This is a genomic window from Rhizobium sp. KDH_Rht_773_N (genome assembly GCF_052946295.1).
In genome coordinates, this window is record NZ_CM129525.1 from 2,633,111 (window position 1) to 2,655,303 (window position 22,193).

Sequence of the window (22,193 nt, forward strand, 5' to 3'; positions counted from 1 at the left end):
CGATTGGGCCTTTTACTGCACGTCTCTCATCACATAGATCAGCGGCTTCTTCGGCAGCGTGCGCAGCGAAACGGTGATGCTGTTGTCGGGCGCATAATTGACGTCGAAGCCGCTGCCGAACATCGAGACGAAAGTGTTGACCGGCGGACCGCGGCGATGCATCGGCAGGATCAGCGACGAGCGCAGCCGCTTGATGACGCGGCTCATGCTGTCAGCGCCCATGGTCAAGCCGCCGTCGACCGGAACCATGACCACGTCGAGCCTGCCGATTTCCGTATAATGCGTATCCGTCAGCTCGTAGTGGAGGTGGCCGAGATGGCCGATGCAGAGGCCGGCGATTTCGAAGATGAAGATGGAATTGCCGTCGAGCTGCGATCCGCCCAGCCCGTAGCTGAAGCGGATATCCGTCGTGACATTGCGGATATAGGCATCGCCGACCACAAGATTGATCTTTGCCTTTTCACCGGGCACATCGCTCCAGCCGTGCAGCACATGTTTGATGCCGGGATCGGGCGTCAGTGTGAAATGCGTGGAATGCGCCTTGTTCATGGTCACGACGTCGGGTGTCACGACCGGCCGGTACCAGCCATTGTAATCGGTGGCGATGACAATGCCTCCGGGCGTGTCGATCTCGAAGGTGGAATGGCCGAGATAGGTGAATTTGACGTCCTCGCCCTCGGAGACGGCCGGAATTACCCGTGCCGGACCCGAGACGCTGGCGAAGCTTGCCTTCGGGATATTCTGGGCGATGGCCTGGCACTGGCTGACAGGTCTTCGTTCGTCCTGGGCTTCGGCAGGATTTGCTGCGGTGAATACCGCGAGGCATGCGATAGCGAGGACAAGACGATGCGGCTTCATGCCACCCCTCCGGCGCTTTCACGACGCGGCGAGGATGCGGCATGCCGTCGCAGCGGTCCAGACGGAGCATGCTCACAATTGCGTGTTGCGATGGGCTAAAGCGTGTCGCGAACCTGCAGGATTCGCTTGTCCTGCTTCAGGTCCTTGTTTTTGCGCATGTCGTCATCCGAGAACAGCTGCGCAATTTTTCGCGACAGGCTTTAGCGCCAGAAGTCGGGGATCGTTTCGGCAAGCCTTGGACCAAGGCGCAGCGGAGCGATCTTTTCCGCAAGGCCCGTCGCATCCGAAATTTCTACGCCAACACCGCAAATGGTGGCGGGGCCGGTGGCAGCTTCCATGCGGCCCTTCGGCATCTTGGAGATGAAGCGATTGAGCGGCTCTTCCTTGTCCATGCCGAGGGAGGAATCGTAATCGCCGCACATGCCGGCATCCGACATATAGGCGGTACCGCCGTTCAATATCTGCGCATCGGCAGTCGGGACATGGGTGTGCGTGCCGACGACGAAGCTGGCGCGGCCATCGACGAAATGGCCGAAGCACTGCTTCTCGCTGGTGGCTTCCGCGTGAAAATCGAAGATGATGGCATCGGCCTGCTCCTTCAGCGGGCAGGCGGCGAGGATCGTTTCGGCCGCCTTAAAGGGATCGTCGAGCTCGGGATGCATGAAGACGCGGCCCATGATGTTGGCGACGAGCACGCGCGCACCGTTGCGCGCATAAAAGAGACCGGAGCCGCGACCGGGCGTTCCCTGCGGGTAGTTTGCCGGACGCAGGAACTGATCGTGACGGCCCGCAAAGGCGACGGCATCCTTCTGATCCCAGACATGGTTGCCGGTCGTCACCACATCGGCGCCGGCATTGATCGTTTCCAGAAAGATGTCTTCGGTGATGCCGAAGCCGCCGGCGGCATTCTCGCCGTTGACGATGACGAAGTCGAGCTTCAGGTCGGAAACCAGGCCGGGCAGGCGATCCCAGACCGCCGTCCGTCCCGTCTTGCCGACCATGTCACCCAGAAATAGCAGTCGCATTCCCTATCCAATCCGCGAGGTAAAATGGCGCAGGCCGCTTTCCGTCAGGATGGCATCCAGGCTTATGTCATGCGGCTCAGCGGGTACCTCTGCCACTTCCTGGCAGTCAAATGCAATGCCGATCAGCTTCGGAGACAGCCCTTTTTGCCTGGCACGGTCGATTGCCCGATCATAATGGCCCGCACCGTAGCCGATCCGGTGGCCGCGGGAATCGAAGGCCGACAGCGGCACGAGCATGATTTCCGGGTCGAGGACGGCAGCCTCTTCGCTGGGGCCGACCGTGCCGAAACCGGTGCTGACCAATGCCGTGCCGTGGACAAGTTCGCGGAAGACGATGGTCTGCCTGCCAATGATTGCCGGTACGCAGAGACGGGCGCCGCGGCCGCGCCACCGTGCCATCAACGGCTGCAGATCGGCTTCCGAACGGATCGGCAAAAAGGCGGAAATGATCGTGCCCGGCACAAAAGCAACCGCATCGCCGGCGTGAGCCGCCATGTCGAGGCTCTTGGCTGCACGAAGATTCGCCGGGATGGCATCCCGGGCCGCCAGACGCTCGGCGCGCAATTGAGCCTTCAATTCCTTGGGTGTCATTTCAAATCCAATATCGTTGTGCGGCGAGGATAATCGCTTGCGACTGCCTGCGGTGGGCGAAAATGGTCTATTGCTCGCCCGATTGCGCCTCGTCCTCGTTATGGGCATCGGCGAGCTTTAGCATGATTTCCGACGCCTCCATCAGTGTTTTGCGTTCTTCCGGCGTCAGGCGGTCGTCCATCGCTTTTTCCAGCCAGGCGCGGCGGGAGCCGATGTCCTGCGAGAGTACCGTGCGGCCGTGAGGTGTGATCGACAGTTCGATCTCGCGGCGGTCGGTTTCGCTGCGCGCGCGGCTGATAAGCCCGTCGCGTTCAAGGGCCGCGATGATGCGCGTGACCGATTGCGGTTGCAGGTGTTCCTCAAGGGCCAGCCGCCATGCGGGCATCGGCCCCAGGCGGTGAAGGGTGGCGAGAATCGCGATCGTCGACAGGCTGTGCGGGCCATCGGGGCGCGCGGCGCGCAGCCGGCGGCCAAGCAGCAGGACGGAACGCAGGATCAGGGTCGCAGGCGCATCGCGGTTGCTAGACATATCGTACGCACTGCGTATTATTTCGATCGAGCCCAGCGTCGGGCTTGAGGGGCATCTGATGGAAAAGACACTCAATCACGTAGCCGGAGCCTTTCGCTGGTCGACTGAAAAGGAAGTGACGGCGATCGAAATCGTCGTGTCGGCGCTTGCCATGGCCGTTCCGGCACTGCTTGCGGCGAGGGGCCATCATACGGGGCTCGGCCTGATCGGCGGCATGGCGATGAGCGGGACGGTAGCGCAGGGCAGACTGCAGGCGCAAGCAATGAGCGCGGGTGCTGCCTTGCTCACCTTGATGCTTGCGGCGGGAATTGCCTGCGCATTCGGTCGTTTCGGGGGAGCCTGGCAGATCGGCCTTTTGGCGACGGCTGCGTTTGCCGGCGTCATCGGCGGTTTTGATCGCGCAACGGTCGCCGCCTCCATACGCTTCATCTTCTATCTCGTCATGGTCGGCGGCATCGTTTCGACAACGGCGGCAAGTCCGCTGCTTATTTTTGCGGTCGTCACTGGCGGGGCGCTCTTTGCCGTCGTCCTGCATATGGGGATGGCTGCCATCGTCGCCCAGGTAAGCGGCCATGCCGCAGGGGCCGCGGAGGAGGAAAGGAAGCCGACCGCCCGACAGAAATTCATGAAGCTGCGGCGCTCGCTGACGGAGCCGGCTGGCTGGCAATATCCTGTCCGGCTGGTCTCCTGCCTGGGCGCCGTCTCGCTCGTCCACCTGTTGTTTCCCGGTCATGACGTGCATTGGGCGGGGCTGGCGCTGGTGCTGCTGATCGAGCGGCGGCCGGAACGTTTGCCGCTCAAGACGACGCAAAGAGTGATCGGCGTCCTTTTCGGCGTGTGCTGCGCGGGACTGCTGTCTTTCCTTGCCTTGCCCGCCTGGATCGATGTGCTTCTTGTTGCCGTGCTCGGCGGTATCAGGCCCTTTCTGCGGGCCAGGAACTATCTCGCCTATTCGATCGTAACGACGCCGCTGCTCATGATGGCGATGGGAACAGCCGATCATGCCCTGCCGGCCTCCGCCCTGCTGGACAGGCTGTTTGCGACCGTCTTTGCGGCCTGCCTCGTCCTGCTCGTCAACCAGGTGACCATTTATCTGCTGCCGCAGACGGCAGCGCCGAGAGCCTAGGACCGATCGACATTCAAGCCATCCACATCATTGCGGCGGCGAGATGGACGAAGCCTTGGAAGTGAATGGTTCTGCGTTCGTAGCGCGTTGCGAAACGGCGAAAGTGCTTCATGCAGCCGAAGCAGCGCTCGATGCGGTTGCGGTTTATGTAGATCGCTTCATCATGGTCGATGATGATCTTTCGCGTTCGATTTGACGGGATGACCGCTTCGGCTCCCATGGTCGCGATGATCGCGCGCAAGGCGTTGCTGTCATAGGCTTTGTCGGCCAGAACGGCCTCGGCGGCTTGCCCATCCAGAAGTGCAGGTGCCTGTGTGATGTCGCCGACCTGGCCCGCCGTTATGATGAACCGCAGCGGTCGGCCCAACGCATCGGCCAGCATGTGAATCTTGGTGGTCAGTCCACCTCGGGAACGCCCCAGCGCCTGATCCTTGGCCCCCCTTTTCCGGAGGCCGCCTGCTGATGGGCACGAACGATCGTGCTGTCGATCATCAGGTATTGGTTGTTGCGATCGGCCGTCAGCGTCTCGAAGACACGCTCCCAGACACCGGCATGGCACCAGCGACTGAAGCGCTTGTGCACCGTCTTCCACTTGCCATAGCGCTCGGGCAAGTCACGCCAGTGCGCGCCTGAGCGCAACACCCAGAGGCAACCATTGATAAAAATACGGTTGTCCGCACCGGTTCGACCGGGATCACCAACCTTACCCGGAAGCAACGAGGCGATCTTCTCCCACTGTCCGTCGCTCAGTTCATACCGCTTCGCCGCCATCCACAGGTCTCCGTGATCATCACGGCAGCCTATGAATCACTCAGCAACTGATTTGATGTTGTGGAACGGCTCTGCTCCCACCCTATCCTGAATTCCAGGTGCCGAGCATGTGGTTCGGCGAAGAGCATGGAGCCTTGTTATGACTTTGATCGCAACCATCGGCCTCGACACGGCCAAGCAAGTCTTTCAGTTACACGGAGTGGATAACGAAGGAAACGCCATCCTTCGCAGGCAGCTTCGACGTTCAGAGGTTTTAAAGTTCTTCGGCAAAGTCCGGTCCTGCATTGTTGGTTTGGAGGCGTGCGGCGGCGCTCATTACTGGGCACGAGAAATCACGGCTCTCGGACATGAAGTTCGATTGATCCCACCCGCTTACGTGAAGCCGTATGTCAAAAGAGGAAAGAATGACGCGGCAGATGCTGAGGCGATATGCGAAGCTGTAGGCCGGCCGTCGATGCGTTTCGTACCGCACAAGACCATCGACCAACAAGCCACGGCTATGCTCTTGAAGGCACGTGACCTGCTGGTTCGGCAGCGCACCCAAACGATCAATGCTTTGCGCGGCCATCTTACCGAGCTGGGCATTACCATATCCAGAGGTGTGGGCAAGGTCGACGACCTCGCCGCAATCGTCCGTGATGAGGATGATGCCCGCTTGCCACCTTTGGCCCGCATCGCCCTGTTGCCGCTGACCCATCAGATAGAGGCGTACACATCAGAGATCGTTAAATTGGAGAAGCACATGGTCCGCGAAACACGACAGGATGCGACATTGAGCCGACTGACCTCAATTCCAGGCGTGGGTCCAATCACTGCCAACTCTATTGCGGCATTTGTACCCGACCCACGGGCCTTCAAGTCTGGTCGTCATTTTGCAGCTTGGATAGGCCTGACCCCGAAATCGAATTCCACAGGTGGAAAAACCAGATTGGGAAGAATCTCGAAAATGGGAAACCCGGTCTTACGATCTCTGTTGGTTGTAGGGGCGTCCGCCGTCATCCAGCATGCACGTCGAGGCGCAAAGGCATCAACTTGGCTGATCGAGTTGCTCAAGCGCAGGCCATATAAGGTCGCCGCCATTGCGCTGGCCAACAAGATGGCGCGCATTATTTGGGCTCTTTTAGTGAGAGGGGGTCAATTCCACAACACCACGACCGAAACAATGGCGGCCTAAAGATCGCTTGTCGCTGCTGACAAGCTGAAGCCAAGGTGCAAGACCAATGATGACCCCGAGGAAAGACATCCGGATTGGATCAAGACCGTGATTCCCAACGTGCTTCGAGCTCGCTGATTTGTTTAGGTCACTCCAGTCGCGAACGTCATCAAGGCCAGTAGCCAATGCTGCGCGAAAAGGCCGGACATATGGGCGCACCAGCCCTCGGAATATCAACGATTGAACACCTTGACCGCAGAGCCGTTCCACATATGGGAATCCTGAATGTCGATGGATCCTAGACCACGATACTGGAGGGAATGGTCGCCGCCGGCACCGCAGCCGAGAGGCCGGTCACGGCCGACTGCGCCGTACCGATCGCAGCGTCTGAAGCTGCATCGCGGTTCTTCTCGCGCAGGTCGCGCATCGCCTTTTCGAGAATCTGCTTCAACTCGCGGACGATAGATTTGAACTCTTCCATCGTCTTGCGGTCATCGGCGGAAATTGCCGACGACTTCGGGCCATCTTCGACGATTTCCTGATAGGCCTTGCGGGCATGGGCCGCACCATCCGTTTCCGCGGCATTCGTGCCGTCGTCGGTCGCTTCCGTCGTCGCTTCTGTATCCTGCGTCGTCTCGGTAGAAGCCGCCGCATCGCTTGCGACAACGCTGGCCGTAGCATTCGTGGCGGTATCGGTCGTTGCGGCGGCGGAAGCCGATGCGGCTGCCGTGCTGGTCGCGGCACTTGCGTCGGTGGAACCGCCAGTGGCGACGGCCGAAGCGAATTCGGAGGCGGCGGCGCCGACCTTGCGCGCGAGTTCGGCGGCAAGACGCGCAATCACTTCAGGAGGAAAGCCCGCCGTTTTCAGCGCCTGCAGCTCCTGCTTCGCTTCTTCGAGCTTGCGCTGGGCGCGGCTCTTTGCATCGTCGGCGGAGCTTGCGAGAGAATTGCGCACCTGCTCCAGCGCCAGCGATTGCCGCTGGATCTTCAATACGCCGGTGTCAGGCTCGTCCCCCGTGGACGAAACGCCGGATTGTGCCGGTTGAGTGCCACGCAGAAGGGTGGATGCCGAAACGGTTGCAATCTGCATAATATACCCCCGATTACATTTGGGGCGCACTTTGCCAGATCAGACTTGCGTGGAACTGGGCCGGGGAAGCATTTGTTTCTCGGCTAACTGCCCCATCGTCTGCTCGAAAAGAGGCATGCCGCCGGGCTTCCAGCCGAGCGCACGGATCTTGCCTGTATTCATGGCACAAAGCTTCGTCTTGTCCGCTGCCTCGGGCAGCGGGAAGGGACAGTGGGCGCGATGCTTTATCGGTGAAAGAATATCCCTTGTGTCGACGGCGATATCCGAGACGTTGAAGACTTCCCCGGAAATCCGGGCGCTTTCCGTTTCCAGCATCAGCCGCACGGCGCGGCCGAGATCGCGGCCGTGTACTTCGGTTCCGGCGCGCACGGGGACAGGTCGGCCGGTGAGATAGTCGTCGATCAGGCGATCCCATTTGTTTGGAGAACGGTCGCCATAAACGCCGGTCGAGCGCAGGCTTGCTCCCGCAAAGCCCGGGCCGGAAAGGTGGGCGAGCGTGCGTTCCGCGTCGAGCTTGACCTGGCCGTAGAGGGTTTCAGGTGCTGCGGCCATGGTTTCGAAAAGTTCGGAGCCCGATGCGTGTTCGCCATAGGCGGCGCGGCTGGACAGGAAGATGCAACGGCGCGTGCCGGCGCGCTTTGCCGCTTCGAAGAGCTTTGCCGTGCCGTCGAGATTCTGGCGGCGGAACGCCTTCGGGTCATTGCCTTCGCCGCCGCGGTATTTTCCTTCGACGTGGCTGAAGGCGGCGTGCACGAAGAAATAGGCGTCATCGAAGGCGCCGATAGCGTCCTCGTCCGGATCGAGCGAAAGCGGGGCGAAATCGACCGGACGGGAGAAGGACCGAGGGAGCGGTGCGCGCCGTCCGCCGACTATCACCTGATATCCGGCCGACAGCAGCTCTTCGACGATATAACGTCCGACGAGGCCCGTCCCGCCCGATACCAGTACTTTCATCCCGCCTCATCCGGATTGGCCAGAGATGCGATCTCCGGCACAGGGCCGCCCGTGTGGAAACTGTGCCACAAATCGATCAAGGGTTGTAGCCTTGTCGCCTTGGGATGATCTTTTTCCCAAGGTTTTTCATATTGATAGTGCAGGATGGAAATGCTCTTCCAATCCCACAGGGCCGGCATTGTGAACCAGACATATTGCAGCATGTTGTAATAGACCGGCAGGCCGTGCCAATCGGGAAAGAACGTCTCGAGGAAGGTCTGGTCGGTGCGCCGCCAGAAAATGGCGGGCTGATCCAGAAGCTCGAGCATGCGCCGGAAGGTTTCCTCCGACGGACGGGCGACGAAGACGCCGGAATTCATGCGGCGGAAGTCGGCGAGACTTTCATAGACATTCGGTGCTGCGGAGAATTCCGGGTAGTCGAAGAGTTTGTCGATGTTCTTCAGAACGATCGAGTCCGCATCGATGAAAACGCAACGCTCATATTCGACGCGCTGCCAGAGGCGGAGCTTGCAGAAGTTATCGAGCGGCGAATGAAAGGCCGGCTTGCGGCCTTTGGTGAAAGGGGCGGCTGCGTGGAGACTGCCGCGTGCATGGCGCTCGTTGAAGGCATCGGACAGCGGCAGATGCTCGACTTCGATCAGCCGGCAGCCGAGACTTTCCAGCGGGGCGAGGCTGGCCGCGACGACACCGCCGGTATGCAGGATGACGATGGCGGCCTCCGTGCCCGTGCGGCGCAGGGAGTTTGCCAACGCCGTGGCACCCAGGGCGTAATCGGCATTGGTGACAAGAGTGACGTAGGCGAAACGCGGGGCGGGGGTCATGGATGCGGAGCACTTTCCTGAACGGCCTCGCTCCCGCGGGGGCGGTACGTCGAAAGGAAAGCGCCACTCATGATACGGACTTCAGCCGCTTGCCTTCCGGGTCGTGATTGATCGTCGCGGCAATATCCTTCGTCCAGGCGGAGACGGCCGGGACACGGGAGCGGTCGACGCGGTAGGCGAATTTCCTGGCGACCTCGACGATTTCGTCCAGCAGGCCTGCCTGCAGGGTGATCGGATTGAGGCCGAGGCCCAGGAACTTGTCGTTTTTGACGACGAGATCGTTCTCGGCCGCTTCCTTGCGCGGGTTGGGCAGCCAGACGATCTCGGCGCCGCTCATCCTGGCGATCATCTCGGCGAGATCGCGCACGCGATGGGTCTCGGTCATCTGGTTGAAGATCTCGACGCGGGAGCCGCGGGCGGGCGGGTTCTTCAGCGCCAGTTCGATGCAGCGGACCGAATCCTGGATATGGATGAAGGCGCGTGTCTGGCCGCCGGTGCCATGAACCGTCAGCGGATAACCGATGGCCGCCTGAATGAGGAAACGGTTCAGGACCGTGCCGTAATCGCCATCATAGTCGAAACGGTTGATGAGCTGCGGGTGACGGCGCGTCTGTTCGGTGTGCGTGCCCCAGACGATGCCCTGATGCAGATCGGTGATCCTGAGGCTGTCATTCTTGGCATAGAACTGAAAGAGCAACTGATCCAGGCATTTGGTCATGTGGTAGATCGAGCCGGGATTGGATGGGTAGAGAATTTCCTGGGAGGCCGTTTCGCCGTCCATCGTTTCGATGCCGACGGGCAGATAACCTTCGGGGATGGCGGCTCCAACAGTCGAATAGCCATAGACGCCCATCGTGCCGAGATGGACCAGATGCGCATCGAGCTGCAGTTCGACCAGCGCGTTCAGGAGGTTATGTGTGGCGCTGACGTTGTTGTTGACGGTGTAGTTCTTGTGGCGGTCGCTCTTCATCGAATAGGGCGCGGCACGCTGTTCGGCGAAGTGGATGATCGCGTCCGGCCGGTTTTCCGCGAGCCATTTCTTCAGCAGTTCGTAGTCGCGGGCAAGGTCGATGAGATTGAAGTGGATGCGGCGGCCGGTCTCGGCGTGCCAGATACGGGTGCGCTCCTGGATGGAATCCATCGGCGTCAGCGACTGGACGCCGAGTTCGGTGTCGATCCAGCGGCGGGAGAGATTGTCGAGGATGTGGACGTCATGCCCGGCATCAGAGAGATGCAGCGAGGTTGGCCAACCGATGAATCCGTCTCCGCCCATCACTGCAATCTTCATGCCACTGGCTCCTCATGGGTTGCTTCCTAACGGGAATAATTAGGAAATATGACAATTGTTCAATGCTTGCCTGTCGAGACGCGTTGCGTCAAACAGGGCCGGAAAGTTTGGAGAAAATTATGGCGGAACACGGCTTTTCTATTTCCGGAGAACTCACCGAGGCGGGGCACCGGCTCGTGCAGCGGGTCTATTATGAAGATACGGATTTCTCCGGTCTGGTCTATCACGCACGCTATCTGCATTTCCTCGAACGCGGCCGCACGGACTATCTTCGCTGCCTTGGCGTCGAGCAGCGCGAACTCGTCAATGCCGACGAGGAAGGGCTCGTCTTCGTTGTCCATCGCATGGAGATCGACTTCAAGAGCCCGGCGCGCATGGACGATATCCTGACCGTCGTGACCCATACCGAAAAGGCCGGCGGCGCCAAGATGGTGCTCAACCAGGAGATCCGCCGCGACGAAACGCTGCTGATATCGGCAAAGGTCATCATCGCCGTCATCAACGCAAAGGGGCGGCCGCGCCGGTTGCCGGAGGCCCTGGCGCGGCAGATGCTTATTCCGGAAAGCTGAAAGGATCGGGATGGGCAGCCGTTTCCTGCGTCAAACTGGCGGAATCGAGGGCTTGTAAAAACTTGAATTTTGTGTGAAGGAATTGCCGCGCTGCAAGATGAGCGCTGTGTTCAGCAACCGGACAATTCTCCGGTCAAGTTAATCCAGGAACAAAATCTCCCGCGACATTCCCGCTGTCATAGTCCGGCACTAACGATCTATTAACCATAATGGTGTCTTACTCGCGGAGTCGGAGTTTGTGCGACGCACGCCTTCCTTTGACCAAATTTGACGGCAAGAAGGCGGAAGAAGAGCTTGGAAGCTTGACCAGGGCTTTGGGCGGCGGCCGCCAGACATTCTTGCGAGATCACTTTGTGCCGCCCGGTCAAGCGCCGGGCGTTTGGATTCGGGGATTTTGGATCTATGGAACAAGTAGGATTGGCAGCAGCCACGACCGACGTCAGCCTCTGGTCGCTTTTCATGCAGGCTGGTCTTGTCGTCAAGCTGGTCATGCTCGGCCTCATCGCCGCCTCGGTATGGACCTGGGCGATCGTCATCGACAAATATCTGGCTTACGGCCGTGCCCGCCGCCAGTTCGACAAGTTCGAGCAGGTCTTCTGGTCGGGCCAGTCGCTGGAAGAGCTCTACCGGACGCTTTCGGAGCGCAACAATACCGGCCTTGCGGCGATCTTCGTTGCAGCGATGCGCGAATGGAAGAAATCCTTCGAGCGCGGCGCGCGGTCGCCGATCGGCCTGCAGATGCGTATCGACCGCGCCATGGACGTAACGCTTGCCCGTGAATCCGAATATCTCTCGGCCCGCCTCGGCTCGCTTGCAACGATCGGCTCGGCCGGCCCGTTCATCGGCCTCTTCGGCACGGTCGTCGGTATCATGACCTCGTTCCAGGCAATCGCCGGTTCGAAGTCGACCAACCTTGCGGTCGTCGCACCCGGTATCGCGGAAGCGCTTCTGGCGACCGCCATCGGCCTCGTCGCCGCTATTCCGGCGGTTATCGCCTACAACAAGTTCTCCGCCGACGCCGGCAAGCTCTCGGCGCGCATGGAAGGCTTTGCGGACGAATTCTCCGCCATCCTTTCGCGCCAGATCGACGAGAAGCTGCAGCCGCGCCAGGCCGCGCAGTAACGGAGTAGACGACCATGGGTATGGCTGTAGGAGGCAATAGCGGAGGAGGCGGCGGACGCCGCCGCCGCGGTGGCCGCAGCAAGGGAGTAATCTCCGAAATCAACGTGACGCCGCTGGTCGACGTCATGCTCGTGCTGCTCATCATCTTCATGGTGGCGGCGCCGATGATGACGGTCGGCGTGCCGATCGACCTGCCGGAAACGCAGGCCAAGGCACTGAATTCCGAGACGCAGCCGATCACGATTTCGGTCAAGAACAGCGGCGAAGTCTATCTGCAGGAAACGCCGATCCCGGCCGAAGAGATTGCGGCAAAGCTCGAGGCGATCGCCACCACCGGCTATAACGAGCGCATCTTCGTGCGCGGCGATGCGACGGCGCCTTACGGCGTGATCGCCGACGTCATGGCCCGCATCCAGGGCGCGGGCTTCAAGAATATCGGCCTCGTGACGCAGCAGAAGAAGGACCAGTAACGCTCAAGATGAAGACCAGCGTCGTCACATCTGCGGTTCTGCACGGGCTGGTGCTTACCTGGGCGCTGGTGTCGCTGAGCGCCCCGGAATCCTTCAAGGTGGAGGATTTCGAGGCGATGCCGGTCGATCTCGTGCCGGTGGAATCCATCACGCAGATGCAGCAGGGCGACAAGAAGGCTCCGAAAAAGGAGACTTCTGCGCCGGTGCCGACGACCCGGCCGCCGATCGCGCAGCCGGCGGAAAATGCCGGTGACAACAATGTCGACCTGAAGACGCCGCCGGTTCCGAACGCCAAGCCGAGCAACAGCGAAGCGGCTGCCGCCAATTCGAGCGACAAGCCGCAGCCACAGATCGACCCCAAGCCGAACGACGTCAAGGAAATCAACAAGGAAGAGACCGAGGTCGAACAGCCGAAGGAAGTCGCTTCCATTCCCCAGACCAAGCCGGCAGAAATAACGCCGCCGCCGAAGCCCGAGGAAAAGCCGCCGGAAGAACAGGCCAAGCCTGAAGAGCCGCCGAAGCCGGATGCGGAAGCATTGCCCGACAAGGTGCCGACGCCGGTCGTCAAGCCGCAGGTCAAGCCGCCGGAGCCGAAGGCTGCCGAAAAGCCCCCGGAGAAGACCCCGGACCAGCCGAAAGCTGCGGAAACGCCGACGGACAAGAAGAAAGCTGACAAGAAGCAGGAAGTGGCGAAATCCGCGTCGTCGATGAAGAGCGACTTCAATGCGGACGAGATTTCGGCACTTTTGAACAAGACCGATCCCTCTGCCGGGGGTGCCAAGCGTTCGACGCAGGAAGCGTCGCTGGGCGCGAAGAAGGCCACCAACGGCGCTTCGAAACTGTCTCTCAGTGAAATGGATGCGCTGAAGAGCGCAATCGCCGGCAACTGGTCGGTCATTCCTGGCATGGAAGGCATGGCGGATGTGCGCATCAAGGTGCACATGAAGCTCGATCAGGACGGCAATATCATCGGTGAACCGGAAGTCGAAGCGACCGGTGGCGATAATGATTCTACCCGCCGGGCTCTGGCAGGCGGCGCTTATCGTGCCATCATGAAATCGGCGCCGTTCTCAAGCTTGCCGAAAGACAAATACGACGCCTGGAATGAAGTCGTCGTCAATTTCGATCCGAGCGATCTGGGAATCTAGATGCTGACGGACCTCTCGCACGGTACCAAGTCTCTTGCAGCCGCTATCCTGTTTGGCGCGCTGACGGGCTTTGCCTGCGAGGTATCGGCGCAGCCCTTCGGGACAGCGACGTCCGACGCGTCAGCGGAATCAATCCGTCAGGCAGTATCCACTTATTTCAATGTCCCGGCAGATTCGCTGAAGAGTGGCAAGGTTCTGATCACTGTTCACCTGAAGCTTAGCAGGACTGGCGCGATCAAGGGGTCGCCGCTGGTAACGGCGTCGGGCGGCGATGAGGCTGCGCGGCAAAGTCTGTCAGCTGCAGCTCTCCGCGCGGTGCAGCGCGCGTCCCCATTCACCACGCTTCCGAAAGACAAATACGAATCCTGGAAAGAAATCGTCCTGCGCTTCGAACCCGGCGATCCGACTCCATAGATGCTGAAAGGCTGTTTGGTATGACAAAGTGTTCCTTCTTCCGCGCCATCATGGTCGCAGCCGGCCTGATGACCGCCGCCGCCTTTGCGACGCCGGCCAACGCGCTTGTTGAGATCAACATCAACAAGGGTAACGTTCAGCCGCTGCCGATCGCAGTGACGGACTTCCTGCAGGGCAACATGGGCGCGCAGGTTTCCCAGGTCATTGCCGCCGACCTGCAGAGGTCCGGTCTGTTCGCGCCGATCAACAAGACGGCCTTCATCGAGAAGATTTCCAATCCGGACGCCTCGCCGCGCTTCGAGGACTGGAAGGTCATCAATGCCCAGGCCCTGGTCACAGGTCGCGTCACCCAGGAAGCGGATGGTCGCCTTCGCGCCGAATTCCGTCTCTGGGACACTTTTGCCGGCCAGCAGATGACCGGCCAGCAGTTCTACACGCAGCCGGAAAACTGGCGCCGCGTCGCCCACATTATCGCTGACGCGATCTACAAGCAGATCACCGGCGAAGAGGGTTATTTCGATACCCGTGTCGTCTTCGTATCCGAATCGGGCACCAAGCAGCAGCGCAAGCGGCAGCTGGCGATCATGGACCAGGACGGTTTCAACGTGCGCATGCTGACCGATGGCAGCGACCTCGTCCTGACGCCGCGCTTCTCGCCGAACCGGCAGGAAGTCACCTACATGTCCTTCGCCAACCAGCAGCCGCGCGTCTATCTGCTGCAACTCGAGACCGGGCAGCGTGAGGTCGTCGGCAACTTCCCGGGCATGACCTTCTCGCCGCGCTTTTCTCCCGATGGCCAGAAGGTCATCATGAGCCTGCAGCAGGAAGGCAACTCGAACATCTACACGATGGACCTGCGCTCGCGCACGACAACCCGCCTGACGTCGACGGCTGCGATCGACACGTCGCCCTCCTATTCGCCCGACGGCAATCGCATCGCCTTCGAAAGCGACCGCGGCGGACAGTCGCAGATCTATGTCATGAATGCCGACGGCTCGGGCCAGACCCGTATTTCCTTCGGTGACGGCCGCTATTCCACGCCGGTCTGGTCGCCGCGCGGCGATCTGATCGCCTTCACGAAGCAGTCGGGCGGCAAGTTCTCGATCGGCGTGATGAAGCCGGACGGTTCGGGCGAGCGCATTCTGACGACCGGTTTCCATAACGAAGGCCCGACCTGGGCGCCGAATGGCCGCGTCATCATGTTCTTCCGTCAGGCCGCGGGGGCGGGCGGTCCGCAGCTCTATTCGATCGACCTGACTGGTTACAACGAACAGCTCATCAAGACCCCGACCTTTGCATCCGACCCGGCCTGGTCGCCGCTTCTGGAGTAGTGGAGGGCTGAAAAATCGCCTTCATGTCGCCGCAAAGTCCTGAAAATGGGCAATGCAGGGACAAATCAGCAAATCGTTAACCATAATCTTTGATGGCCGGTTAACCGAGTGCGGTTACTGTCCGGCAACCCTGATTGAAGTCGCAAGGAGACCCGGCCATGAGCCGAATTCACACCCCGGCAATGAGCCGTCTGCAGAATTTCGCCCGCAACCCCGTCATGATCGCACTTGTCGCCGGCCTCGCTCTTGCGAGCTGCGCCAACAAGAAGAACGTGCCGAACAGCGCTGGCGATCTCGGCCTCGGTGCCGGCGCGGCAACGCCTGGCTCCGCCCAGGACTTCACGGTCAATGTCGGCGACCGTATCTTCTTCGACACCGATTCCACGACGATCCGCGCAGATGCTGCCCAGACGCTCGACCGTCAGGCCCAGTGGCTTGCCCGCTATCCGAATTACGCAATCACGGTCGAAGGCCATGCCGACGAACGCGGTACGCGCGAATACAACCTCGCTCTCGGCGCCCGTCGTGCGGCTGCTGCCAAGGATTATCTCGCTTCGCGCGGCGTTCCGGCCCAGCGTATGAAGACGATCTCCTACGGCAAGGAACGTCCGGTTGCCGTCTGCGACGATATTTCCTGCTGGTCGCAAAACCGCCGCGCCGTCACCGTCCTCGGTGGCGCAGGCATGTAATTTCCGGCAAAACCGGGATTTTGAGGAGGCGGCCCCTTGCAGGCCGCCTTTCTTTTTGACCACACTTTGGCCAGACTCCGTTGCTTTTTGACAGCAATTGGAAAAATCTCCTGTTCGTGCCATCGGGGCGCGAAGAATCACTGGGACAGGACGATACAAATGAAGAAACTAGTCGTGGCAGGCATGCTGTGCCTTGCGGCCGTGACCGGGAGCGAGCGAGCGGCTTATTCCGCTTCGTTCTTCGGCTTGCATATCGGCGGCCAATCCGCGCAACAGGGCCAGCCGACAGCGCCAATTGTCAAGGTGCAGAGCGGCGATGCGGAAATCCGCATCCAGCAGATGGAAGACCAGATGCGGCAGCTGAACGGCCGTATCGAGGAAATGAGCTATCAGCTCCTCCAGATGCAGGAGACGATCCGCAAGCAGCAGGAAGACAACGAATTCCGCTTCCAGCAGCTCGAGAAGACGGGCGGCGCAAGCGGTGGCGGCGGAGCCAAGACGCCGGTGAAGAAGAGCGAGGCCGATGTCGCGCCGCCGGCATCCGGCGGTGGTGACGATATCGCCAGGGTCATCCAAGCCCCGCAGGGAGCCGAAACGGCTCCCTCCACCGATGTGCCGGCCAATGACGGCCTCGGTCAGCCGCCGCGCGAACTCGGTTCCATCCAGTTCGACCAGAACGGCAACCCTGTCGGCAATTCCATGAACGAAAACGCGACGGTCGGTTCCGCACCGCTGCCGGATGCGGCCGGGCCACAGCAGACGGCCTCGCTCGGTAGCGAGGGCGACCAGTACAGGGCGGCCTACGGCCACGTGCTTTCCGGCGACTATGGTACGGCCGAGCAGGAATTCACCCAGTACATTTCCCGTTATCCGAACAGCGCCCGCGCCGCGGATGCCAATTTCTGGCTCGGTGAAGCGCTTTATTCGCAGGGCAAGTTCAACGAAGCGGCGAAGACCTTCCTGAACGCCCACCAGAAATACGGCACGTCCGAAAAGGCGCCCGAGATGCTGTTGAAGCTTGGCATGTCGCTTGCCGCGCTCGACAATACCGACACGGCCTGCGCCACGCTTCGCGAAGTCACCAAGCGCTATCCGAAGGCCTCCCGTGCCGTTATAAACAAGGTCGCGAGCGAACAGAAACGTCTCGCCTGCTAAGGTCTTCCGGTTTGCTTCCGGAAGACCCCATTTCTCCCGAGGCGGCAATCAGCCGTTTCCTCGCTTCGCTTAAGACGCCCGCGCGCATTCTTGTCGCGATTTCCGGCGGGAGCGATTCCAGTGGCCTGCTGCTTTTGCTGCGAGACGCGCTGAAGGCCAACCCTGATATTCCCATTTCCCTTTGTGCCGCGACTGTCGATCACGCTCTGCGCAGCGAATCCGCGAATGAGGCCGGCCGGGTCGCCGCTCTCTGCGCGTGGTCGGGCATTGTGCACCGGACGATGGTCTGGCAGGGGGAAAAACCGAAAACCGGCATCATGGCCGCCGCACGCGAGGCGCGTTACGGCCTTCTTGCCGAGGCGGCGCAAGCGCTTGATGCGAGCCTCATCGTGACCGGGCATACGCTGGACGACCAGCGCGAAACGCTGCAGATGCGTGGGATGCGCGCGGAGCAGATTTCGACCGGCATTGCGGACGGCGTGCTGTTCGACCGGCGTTTCTGGATCCTGCGGCCGCTACTTTTCTCCACGCGGGCTGATATCCGCCGCTATCTGACCGCGCGCGACGTGGCCTGGATCGACGATCCCAGCAACGAGGATGTGAAATACGAGCGCGTGCGGATGCGCCGGCAGCTTGCCGCCGAGGGGAGCGCCGGGACCGATGTTCGCGCTGCCTGGAGGGAGCGGCTGGCCCTTTCTTCCGATGGGGCCGCGTGGCTGGATCGCCATTTCCGGCTCCATGGCGGTTTGCTCGGGCAGGTGATGCCTGAAGGTTTGAGGCAGGATCGCGGAGTTCTTGACTATGCGCTCGGTCGTCTGACGGCCGTTTTCGGCGGCCAGCCGTTTGTACCGGGACGGATGCAGATGGAGCGGCTTCTGGCATTCGCCACCGCTGGCAAGTCCGGGCGCACGACTGTCGGCCGCGTCGTATTCGATCTGCGGCATGACGGGCTTTACCTGGCACGCGAGAGCCGGGGCATCCTGCCTCTGGTGCTGCGGCCGGGGGAGGTCGGGGTCTGGGATGGGAGATTTGCTGCGAGAAACAGGTCAGGGGCAACCATAGAAATCGTGGCGCGCGCCGGTGCGACGAATGACGCAACAAGGCGGAAGGGGTCTTCCGCCCCCGAGGACCAGGATTTGCCGGATCCCGGTGACGGGCGGGGCGATGACCGGGACTGGAGCCGGGATCTGCCCCGGGCGATATGGAAACGGGCAGCCGCCTCTGCGCCGGTCATTTCTGCCCGGGAGGGGCCTTTATTGCCGGAAACGGCGCGGTCGGTCGATTTGGCGCCCCATTTTGCCCCCTTCGACCGCTTTTTGACACGATTTGATTTCACCTTTGCCGACAGGCTTTCGGCAGTTTTCTCAAGGGCGCCCTATGCGGAGCCGCCTTTAAGAAGTATTGACGGAAAAACGATCTGACAGAGTGGATTGCCTTGGCAATGGCCTGGCGCAACCCTATGTTAGAGACCAAATATGACGGCCGCCATGAGGCGACCGTCCAGTGCTGGGGAGTTCGATGAACCCTAACTTACGTAATTTCGCCTTGTGGGCGATCATAGCGCTTCTGCTGATCGCCCTCTTCAGTATGTTCCAGACGGCTCCGGCGCAGACGGGTTCGCGTGAAATCCCTTATTCGCAGTTCCTGCGTGAGGTCGACGCGGGCCGGGTGAAGGATGTCGTGGTCACCGGCAACAGGCTGACCGGAACCTATCTGGAGAACAACAATACGTTCCAGACCTATTCGCCCGTGATCGACGACAGTCTGCTCGATCGCCTGCAGTCCAAGAATGTTGCCGTCACTGCGCGTCCGGAAACCGATGGTTCTTCCGGCTTCCTCAGCTATCTCGGAACGCTGCTGCCGATGCTGCTGATCCTTGGCGTCTGGCTGTTCTTCATGCGCCAGATGCAGGGCGGTTCCCGCGGAGCGATGGGTTTTGGCAAATCCAAGGCCAAGCTTCTGACCGAGGCGCATGGCCGCGTCACCTTTGACGACGTTGCCGGTGTGGACGAGGCCAAGCAGGATCTCGAAGAAATCGTCGAGTTCCTGCGCGACCCGCAGAAGTTCCAGCGCCTCGGCGGCAAGATCCCGCGCGGCGTGCTGCTCGTCGGCCCTCCCGGTACCGGCAAGACGCTCCTTGCCCGCTCGGTTGCCGGCGAAGCGAACGTGCCGTTCTTCACCATTTCCGGTTCGGACTTCGTTGAAATGTTCGTCGGCGTCGGTGCAAGCCGCGTGCGCGACATGTTCGAGCAGGCCAAGAAGAATGCGCCCTGCATCATCTTCATCGACGAAATCGACGCCGTCGGCCGCCATCGCGGCGCCGGTCTCGGCGGCGGCAACGACGAACGCGAACAGACGCTGAACCAGCTGCTGGTCGAGATGGACGGTTTCGAAGCCAACGAAGGCATCATCCTGATCGCTGCGACCAACCGTCCCGACGTTCTCGATCCGGCGCTGTTGCGTCCGGGCCGTTTCGACCGGCAGGTCGTGGTTCCCAACCCCGATATCGTCGGCCGCGAGCGCATCCTCAAGGTTCATGCCCGCAACGTTCCGCTGGCGCCGAATGTCGATCTCAAGGTCCTGGCTCGGGGCACTCCCGGTTTCTCCGGTGCCGATCTGATGAACCTCGTCAACGAAGCTGCCCTCATGGCCGCCCGCCGCAACAAGCGTGTCGTCACCATGCAGGAATTCGAAGACGCCAAGGACAAGATCATGATGGGTGCGGAGCGCCGCTCTTCGGCCATGACCGAGGCGGAGAAGAAGCTCACGGCCTATCACGAGGCCGGTCACGCCATCACCGCGCTGAACGTCGCCGTCGCCGATCCGCTGCACAAGGCAACGATCATTCCGCGCGGCCGCGCGCTCGGCATGGTCATGCAGCTCCCCGAGGGCGACCGTTACTCGATGAGCTACAAGTGGATGATCTCGCGCCTGTGCATCATGATGGGCGGCCGCGTTGCCGAAGAACTGACCTTCGGCAAGGAGAACATCACGTCGGGTGCTTCGTCCGATATCGAGCAGGCGACCAAGCTTGCCCGTGCGATGGTCACTCAATGGGGCTTCTCCGACGAGCTCGGGCAAGTTGCCTATGGCGAAAACCAGCAGGAAGTCTTCCTCGGTCATTCGGTTTCGCAGTCGAAGAACGTTTCGGAAGCCACCGCGCAGAAGATCGACAACGAGGTGCGCCGCCTGATCGACCAGGCCTATCAGCAGGCCAGGGACATCCTGACGGAAAAGCACGACGAGTTCGTCGCCCTTGCCGAGGGGCTGCTCGAATACGAGACGCTGACCGGCGAAGAGATCAAGGCGCTGATCCGTGGCGAAAAGCCTGCGCGCGACCTTGGCGATGATTCGCCTCCGAGCCGCGGCTCGGCCGTGCCGAAGGCCGGTGTACGCCCTGCTTCCAAGGGTGACGAACCCGAGGGCGGGCTGGAACCGCAGCCCCACTGAAATAAAAGGGGATTTCTCCTAAAGGGCCGGATTTCCACAGGGAATCCGGCCCTTTTAATATTAGTAACAGGATATAATCGGTTTTCTTGGTAATTTACGTGCCGGTTGCGCGGTTTTGTGGCATTCCGCTGACTGAAGACAGGTCTGAATCAAGGTTTCAGGCGCAGCACCAATCTTGACGACGGATTCCTGGTTGAGAAATGCGTAAGCTTCTACGACGCGCGGAAAGCGCAGGAGTGCATATGAAAAGACGTTATTTTGGGACGGACGGCATCCGTGGCGAGGCCAACATCTTCCCCATGACGCCGGACCTTGCCATGCGGGTCGGCATCGCTGCAGGCACGATTTTTCGCAACGGCGCCCATCGCCATCGCGTGGTGATCGGCAAGGATACGCGCCTTTCGGGATACATGCTGGAGAATGCCCTCGTGGCAGGCTTTACCGCGGCCGGGTTGGACGTCTTCCTGCTCGGGCCTATTCCGACGCCGGCCGTTGCCATGCTGACCCGTTCGCTCAGATGCGATATCGGCGTGATGATTTCGGCCTCGCACAATCCGTTCCAGGACAACGGCATCAAGCTTTTCGGCCCCGATGGTTACAAGCTCTCCGACGATATCGAGGCGCAGATCGAAGACCTGCTCGAGAAGGACCTGTCGGGACAACTTGCCAAGGCTGAGGAAATCGGACGCGCCAAGCGCGTCGACGGTGATATCTACCGTTATCTCGAGCACGTCAAACGCACCTTGCCGCGTGACGTGACCTTGCAGGGCCTGCGCGTCGCAGTCGATTGCGCCAACGGTGCAGCCTACAAAGTGGCACCCGCCGTGCTCTGGGAGCTCGGCGCCGACGTGGTGACGATCGGCAACGATCCGAACGGCACGAACATCAATCTGAATTGCGGCTCCACCAGCCCCGTCGCCCTGCAGAAGAAGGTCGATGAGGTGCGCGCCGATATCGGCATTGCGCTCGATGGCGATGCAGACCGCGTCATCATTGTCGATGAGAACGGTTCGATCGTCGATGGTGATCAGCTGATGGCCGTCATCGCCGAGAGCTGGGCCGAGAGCCAGCAGCTGCGCGGCAACGGCATCGTCGCGACCGTCATGTCCAACCTCGGCCTTGAGCGTTTCCTTGAGGACAAGGGCCTCGGCCTTGCGCGAACGAAGGTCGGCGACCGCTATGTCGTCGAGCACATGCGCCAGCACAATTACAATGTCGGTGGCGAGCAGTCCGGTCATATCGTGCTTTCGGACTATGGCACGACCGGCGACGGTCTGGTGGCGGCGCTGCAGATCCTTGCCGCCGTCAAGCGCACGGGCAAGACGGTCAGCGAAGTCTGCCGCCGCTTCGAGCCGGTGCCGCAGCTTCTGCGCAATGTCCGCATCACAGGCGGCAAGCCGCTGGAAGACCTGCAGGTGGTCAAGGCGATTGCCGATGCGGAAGCCGAGCTTTCCAAGAACGGCCGCCTCGTCATTCGCCCGTCCGGTACCGAGCCCCTGATCCGCGTCATGGCGGAGGGAGACGACCGTGCTCAGATCGAGCGTATCGTCAACGATCTGATCGGCACGATTTCGAGTGTCCGCAGCGCAGCCTGAAAGCGCCGCAAAAGAGATTGAAAAAGCCGGCCCTCGCGCCGGCT

At 61.0% G+C, this 22,193-nt stretch carries 22 protein-coding genes; 13 read left to right on the top strand and 9 right to left on the bottom strand.

Going from position 1 to position 22,193, the window contains the following annotated elements; translation table 11 throughout:
* Positions 1-12: 12 nt before the first annotated feature.
* The 4 genes from ACU8HS_RS13105 to ACU8HS_RS13120 all read right to left on the bottom strand — a co-directional run bounded on the left by ACU8HS_RS13105 (position 13) and on the right by ACU8HS_RS13120 (position 3,078).
* Complete coding sequence (locus ACU8HS_RS13105) at positions 13-858, bottom strand: MBL fold metallo-hydrolase (RefSeq protein WP_447014525.1); 846 nt, start codon at positions 856-858, stop codon at positions 13-15.
* A 200-nt stretch (positions 859-1,058) separates the two neighbouring features.
* Positions 1,059-1,883: a TIGR00282 family metallophosphoesterase gene (locus tag ACU8HS_RS13110; protein WP_112563956.1), complete on the bottom strand. Its 825-nt coding sequence runs from the start codon at positions 1,881-1,883 to the stop codon at positions 1,059-1,061.
* 3 nt (positions 1,884-1,886) lie between these two features.
* Positions 1,887-2,474 carry a 5-formyltetrahydrofolate cyclo-ligase gene (locus tag ACU8HS_RS13115; RefSeq protein ID WP_447015905.1) on the bottom strand — a complete coding sequence of 196 codons (588 nt, stop codon included), beginning with the start codon at positions 2,472-2,474 and terminating at the stop codon, positions 1,887-1,889.
* A 67-nt stretch (positions 2,475-2,541) separates the two neighbouring features.
* On the bottom strand, positions 2,542-3,078 hold the full coding sequence (locus ACU8HS_RS13120; protein WP_447014526.1) for a MarR family winged helix-turn-helix transcriptional regulator: 537 nt from the start codon (positions 3,076-3,078) through the stop codon (positions 2,542-2,544).
* Between ACU8HS_RS13120 and ACU8HS_RS13125 the strand changes: the two genes are divergently transcribed.
* Positions 3,062-4,129, top strand: coding sequence for an FUSC family protein (locus ACU8HS_RS13125; protein ID WP_447014527.1), 1,068 nt, complete (start codon positions 3,062-3,064; stop codon positions 4,127-4,129). The two genes, ACU8HS_RS13120 and ACU8HS_RS13125, sit on opposite strands and share 17 nt — an antisense overlap.
* 13 nt (positions 4,130-4,142) lie before the next feature.
* On the opposite strand, the gene ACU8HS_RS13130 is transcribed toward ACU8HS_RS13125, so the two are convergent.
* Positions 4,143-4,900 (bottom strand): IS5 family transposase gene (locus ACU8HS_RS13130; RefSeq protein WP_112757072.1). Its coding sequence is split into 2 segments (ribosomal slippage): positions 4,143-4,558 and positions 4,558-4,900, totalling 759 coding nucleotides; the frame shifts between segments, so codons are not numbered across the junction.
* A 139-nt stretch (positions 4,901-5,039) separates the two neighbouring features.
* Here ACU8HS_RS13130 and ACU8HS_RS13135 point away from each other — a divergent pair.
* Positions 5,040-6,074, top strand: a complete 1,035-nt coding sequence (locus ACU8HS_RS13135; RefSeq protein ID WP_447014528.1) for an IS110 family transposase — start codon at positions 5,040-5,042, stop codon at positions 6,072-6,074.
* A 277-nt stretch (positions 6,075-6,351) separates the two neighbouring features.
* Here ACU8HS_RS13135 and ACU8HS_RS13140 read toward each other — a convergent pair whose 3' ends face one another.
* The 4 genes from ACU8HS_RS13140 to ACU8HS_RS13155 all read right to left on the bottom strand — a co-directional run bounded on the left by ACU8HS_RS13140 (position 6,352) and on the right by ACU8HS_RS13155 (position 10,206).
* Positions 6,352-7,143, bottom strand: coding sequence for a hypothetical protein (locus ACU8HS_RS13140; protein WP_112753237.1), 792 nt, complete (start codon positions 7,141-7,143; stop codon positions 6,352-6,354).
* A 39-nt stretch (positions 7,144-7,182) separates the two neighbouring features.
* Entirely contained in the window at positions 7,183-8,097 is a 915-nt protein-coding gene (locus tag ACU8HS_RS13145; RefSeq protein WP_113500030.1) for an NAD-dependent epimerase/dehydratase family protein, read from the bottom strand.
* The gene (locus ACU8HS_RS13150) at positions 8,094-8,918 is read right to left on the bottom strand and encodes a glycosyltransferase (protein ID WP_447014529.1); all 825 of its coding nucleotides are present in this window, start codon (positions 8,916-8,918) and stop codon (positions 8,094-8,096) included. The genes ACU8HS_RS13145 and ACU8HS_RS13150 overlap by 4 nt, the downstream gene beginning before the upstream one ends.
* A 67-nt stretch (positions 8,919-8,985) precedes the next feature.
* Positions 8,986-10,206: an NAD-dependent epimerase/dehydratase family protein gene (locus ACU8HS_RS13155; protein ID WP_112563967.1), complete on the bottom strand. Its 1,221-nt coding sequence runs from the start codon at positions 10,204-10,206 to the stop codon at positions 8,986-8,988.
* Between the two features lie 119 nt (positions 10,207-10,325).
* Here ACU8HS_RS13155 and ybgC point away from each other — a divergent pair, with 119 nt between their 5' ends.
* From ybgC to glmM, 11 genes are all read left to right on the top strand, one after another.
* Positions 10,326-10,775 carry a tol-pal system-associated acyl-CoA thioesterase gene (ybgC, locus tag ACU8HS_RS13160; RefSeq protein WP_112703648.1) on the top strand — a complete coding sequence of 150 codons (450 nt, stop codon included), beginning with the start codon at positions 10,326-10,328 and terminating at the stop codon, positions 10,773-10,775.
* 402 nt (positions 10,776-11,177) lie between these two features.
* On the top strand, positions 11,178-11,897 hold the full coding sequence (gene tolQ / locus ACU8HS_RS13165) for a protein TolQ (RefSeq protein WP_112563971.1): 720 nt from the start codon (positions 11,178-11,180) through the stop codon (positions 11,895-11,897).
* A gap of 14 nt (positions 11,898-11,911) precedes the next feature.
* Entirely contained in the window at positions 11,912-12,367 is a 456-nt protein-coding gene (gene tolR / locus ACU8HS_RS13170; RefSeq protein ID WP_112563973.1) for a protein TolR, read from the top strand.
* A gap of 8 nt (positions 12,368-12,375) precedes the next feature.
* Positions 12,376-13,515 carry a hypothetical protein gene (locus tag ACU8HS_RS13175; protein WP_112563975.1) on the top strand — a complete coding sequence of 380 codons (1,140 nt, stop codon included), beginning with the start codon at positions 12,376-12,378 and terminating at the stop codon, positions 13,513-13,515.
* A complete protein-coding gene (locus ACU8HS_RS13180; RefSeq protein ID WP_113412974.1) occupies positions 13,516-13,929 on the top strand; it encodes a TonB C-terminal domain-containing protein in 414 nt (137 codons plus the stop codon).
* A gap of 20 nt (positions 13,930-13,949) precedes the next feature.
* Entirely contained in the window at positions 13,950-15,260 is a 1,311-nt protein-coding gene (gene tolB / locus ACU8HS_RS13185) for a Tol-Pal system beta propeller repeat protein TolB (protein WP_112563978.1), read from the top strand.
* Positions 15,261-15,418: 158 nt separating this feature from the next.
* The gene (pal, locus tag ACU8HS_RS13190; protein ID WP_112563980.1) at positions 15,419-15,949 is read left to right on the top strand and encodes a peptidoglycan-associated lipoprotein Pal; all 531 of its coding nucleotides are present in this window, start codon (positions 15,419-15,421) and stop codon (positions 15,947-15,949) included.
* A 159-nt stretch (positions 15,950-16,108) separates the two neighbouring features.
* Positions 16,109-17,104 carry a tol-pal system protein YbgF gene (gene ybgF, locus ACU8HS_RS13195; protein ID WP_113412975.1) on the top strand — a complete coding sequence of 332 codons (996 nt, stop codon included), beginning with the start codon at positions 16,109-16,111 and terminating at the stop codon, positions 17,102-17,104.
* 11 nt (positions 17,105-17,115) lie between these two features.
* Entirely contained in the window at positions 17,116-18,525 is a 1,410-nt protein-coding gene (gene tilS, locus ACU8HS_RS13200) for a tRNA lysidine(34) synthetase TilS (RefSeq protein ID WP_113412976.1), read from the top strand.
* Positions 18,526-18,622: 97 nt separating this feature from the next.
* Entirely contained in the window at positions 18,623-20,554 is a 1,932-nt protein-coding gene (gene ftsH, locus ACU8HS_RS13205; protein ID WP_112563986.1) for an ATP-dependent zinc metalloprotease FtsH, read from the top strand.
* Positions 20,555-20,796: 242 nt separating this feature from the next.
* Complete coding sequence (gene glmM / locus ACU8HS_RS13210) at positions 20,797-22,149, top strand: phosphoglucosamine mutase (protein WP_112563988.1); 1,353 nt, start codon at positions 20,797-20,799, stop codon at positions 22,147-22,149.
* The last annotated feature ends 44 nt before the right edge of the window (positions 22,150-22,193 follow it).

Bases quoted from the DNA above. Each gene is read 5' to 3' on its own strand.
- ACU8HS_RS13105 (WP_447014525.1), bottom strand. From the start codon at position 858: ATGAAGCCGCATCGTCTTGTCCTCGCTATCGCATGCCTCGCGGTATTC.
- ACU8HS_RS13110 (WP_112563956.1), bottom strand. From the start codon at position 1,883: ATGCGACTGCTATTTCTGGGTGACATGGTCGGCAAGACGGGACGGACG.
- ACU8HS_RS13115 (WP_447015905.1), bottom strand. From the start codon at position 2,474: ATGACACCCAAGGAATTGAAGGCTCAATTGCGCGCCGAGCGTCTGGCG.
- ACU8HS_RS13125 (WP_447014527.1), top strand. From the start codon at position 3,062: ATGGAAAAGACACTCAATCACGTAGCCGGAGCCTTTCGCTGGTCGACT.
- ACU8HS_RS13135 (WP_447014528.1), top strand. From the start codon at position 5,040: ATGACTTTGATCGCAACCATCGGCCTCGACACGGCCAAGCAAGTCTTT.
- ACU8HS_RS13140 (WP_112753237.1), bottom strand. From the start codon at position 7,143: ATGCAGATTGCAACCGTTTCGGCATCCACCCTTCTGCGTGGCACTCAA.
- ACU8HS_RS13145 (WP_113500030.1), bottom strand. From the start codon at position 8,097: ATGAAAGTACTGGTATCGGGCGGGACGGGCCTCGTCGGACGTTATATC.
- ACU8HS_RS13150 (WP_447014529.1), bottom strand. From the start codon at position 8,918: ATGACCCCCGCCCCGCGTTTCGCCTACGTCACTCTTGTCACCAATGCC.
- ACU8HS_RS13155 (WP_112563967.1), bottom strand. From the start codon at position 10,206: ATGAAGATTGCAGTGATGGGCGGAGACGGATTCATCGGTTGGCCAACC.
- ybgC (WP_112703648.1), top strand. From the start codon at position 10,326: ATGGCGGAACACGGCTTTTCTATTTCCGGAGAACTCACCGAGGCGGGG.
- tolQ (WP_112563971.1), top strand. From the start codon at position 11,178: ATGGAACAAGTAGGATTGGCAGCAGCCACGACCGACGTCAGCCTCTGG.
- tolR (WP_112563973.1), top strand. From the start codon at position 11,912: ATGGGTATGGCTGTAGGAGGCAATAGCGGAGGAGGCGGCGGACGCCGC.
- ACU8HS_RS13175 (WP_112563975.1), top strand. From the start codon at position 12,376: ATGAAGACCAGCGTCGTCACATCTGCGGTTCTGCACGGGCTGGTGCTT.
- ACU8HS_RS13180 (WP_113412974.1), top strand. From the start codon at position 13,516: ATGCTGACGGACCTCTCGCACGGTACCAAGTCTCTTGCAGCCGCTATC.
- tolB (WP_112563978.1), top strand. From the start codon at position 13,950: ATGACAAAGTGTTCCTTCTTCCGCGCCATCATGGTCGCAGCCGGCCTG.
- pal (WP_112563980.1), top strand. From the start codon at position 15,419: ATGAGCCGAATTCACACCCCGGCAATGAGCCGTCTGCAGAATTTCGCC.
- ybgF (WP_113412975.1), top strand. From the start codon at position 16,109: ATGAAGAAACTAGTCGTGGCAGGCATGCTGTGCCTTGCGGCCGTGACC.
- ftsH (WP_112563986.1), top strand. From the start codon at position 18,623: ATGAACCCTAACTTACGTAATTTCGCCTTGTGGGCGATCATAGCGCTT.
- glmM (WP_112563988.1), top strand. From the start codon at position 20,797: ATGAAAAGACGTTATTTTGGGACGGACGGCATCCGTGGCGAGGCCAAC.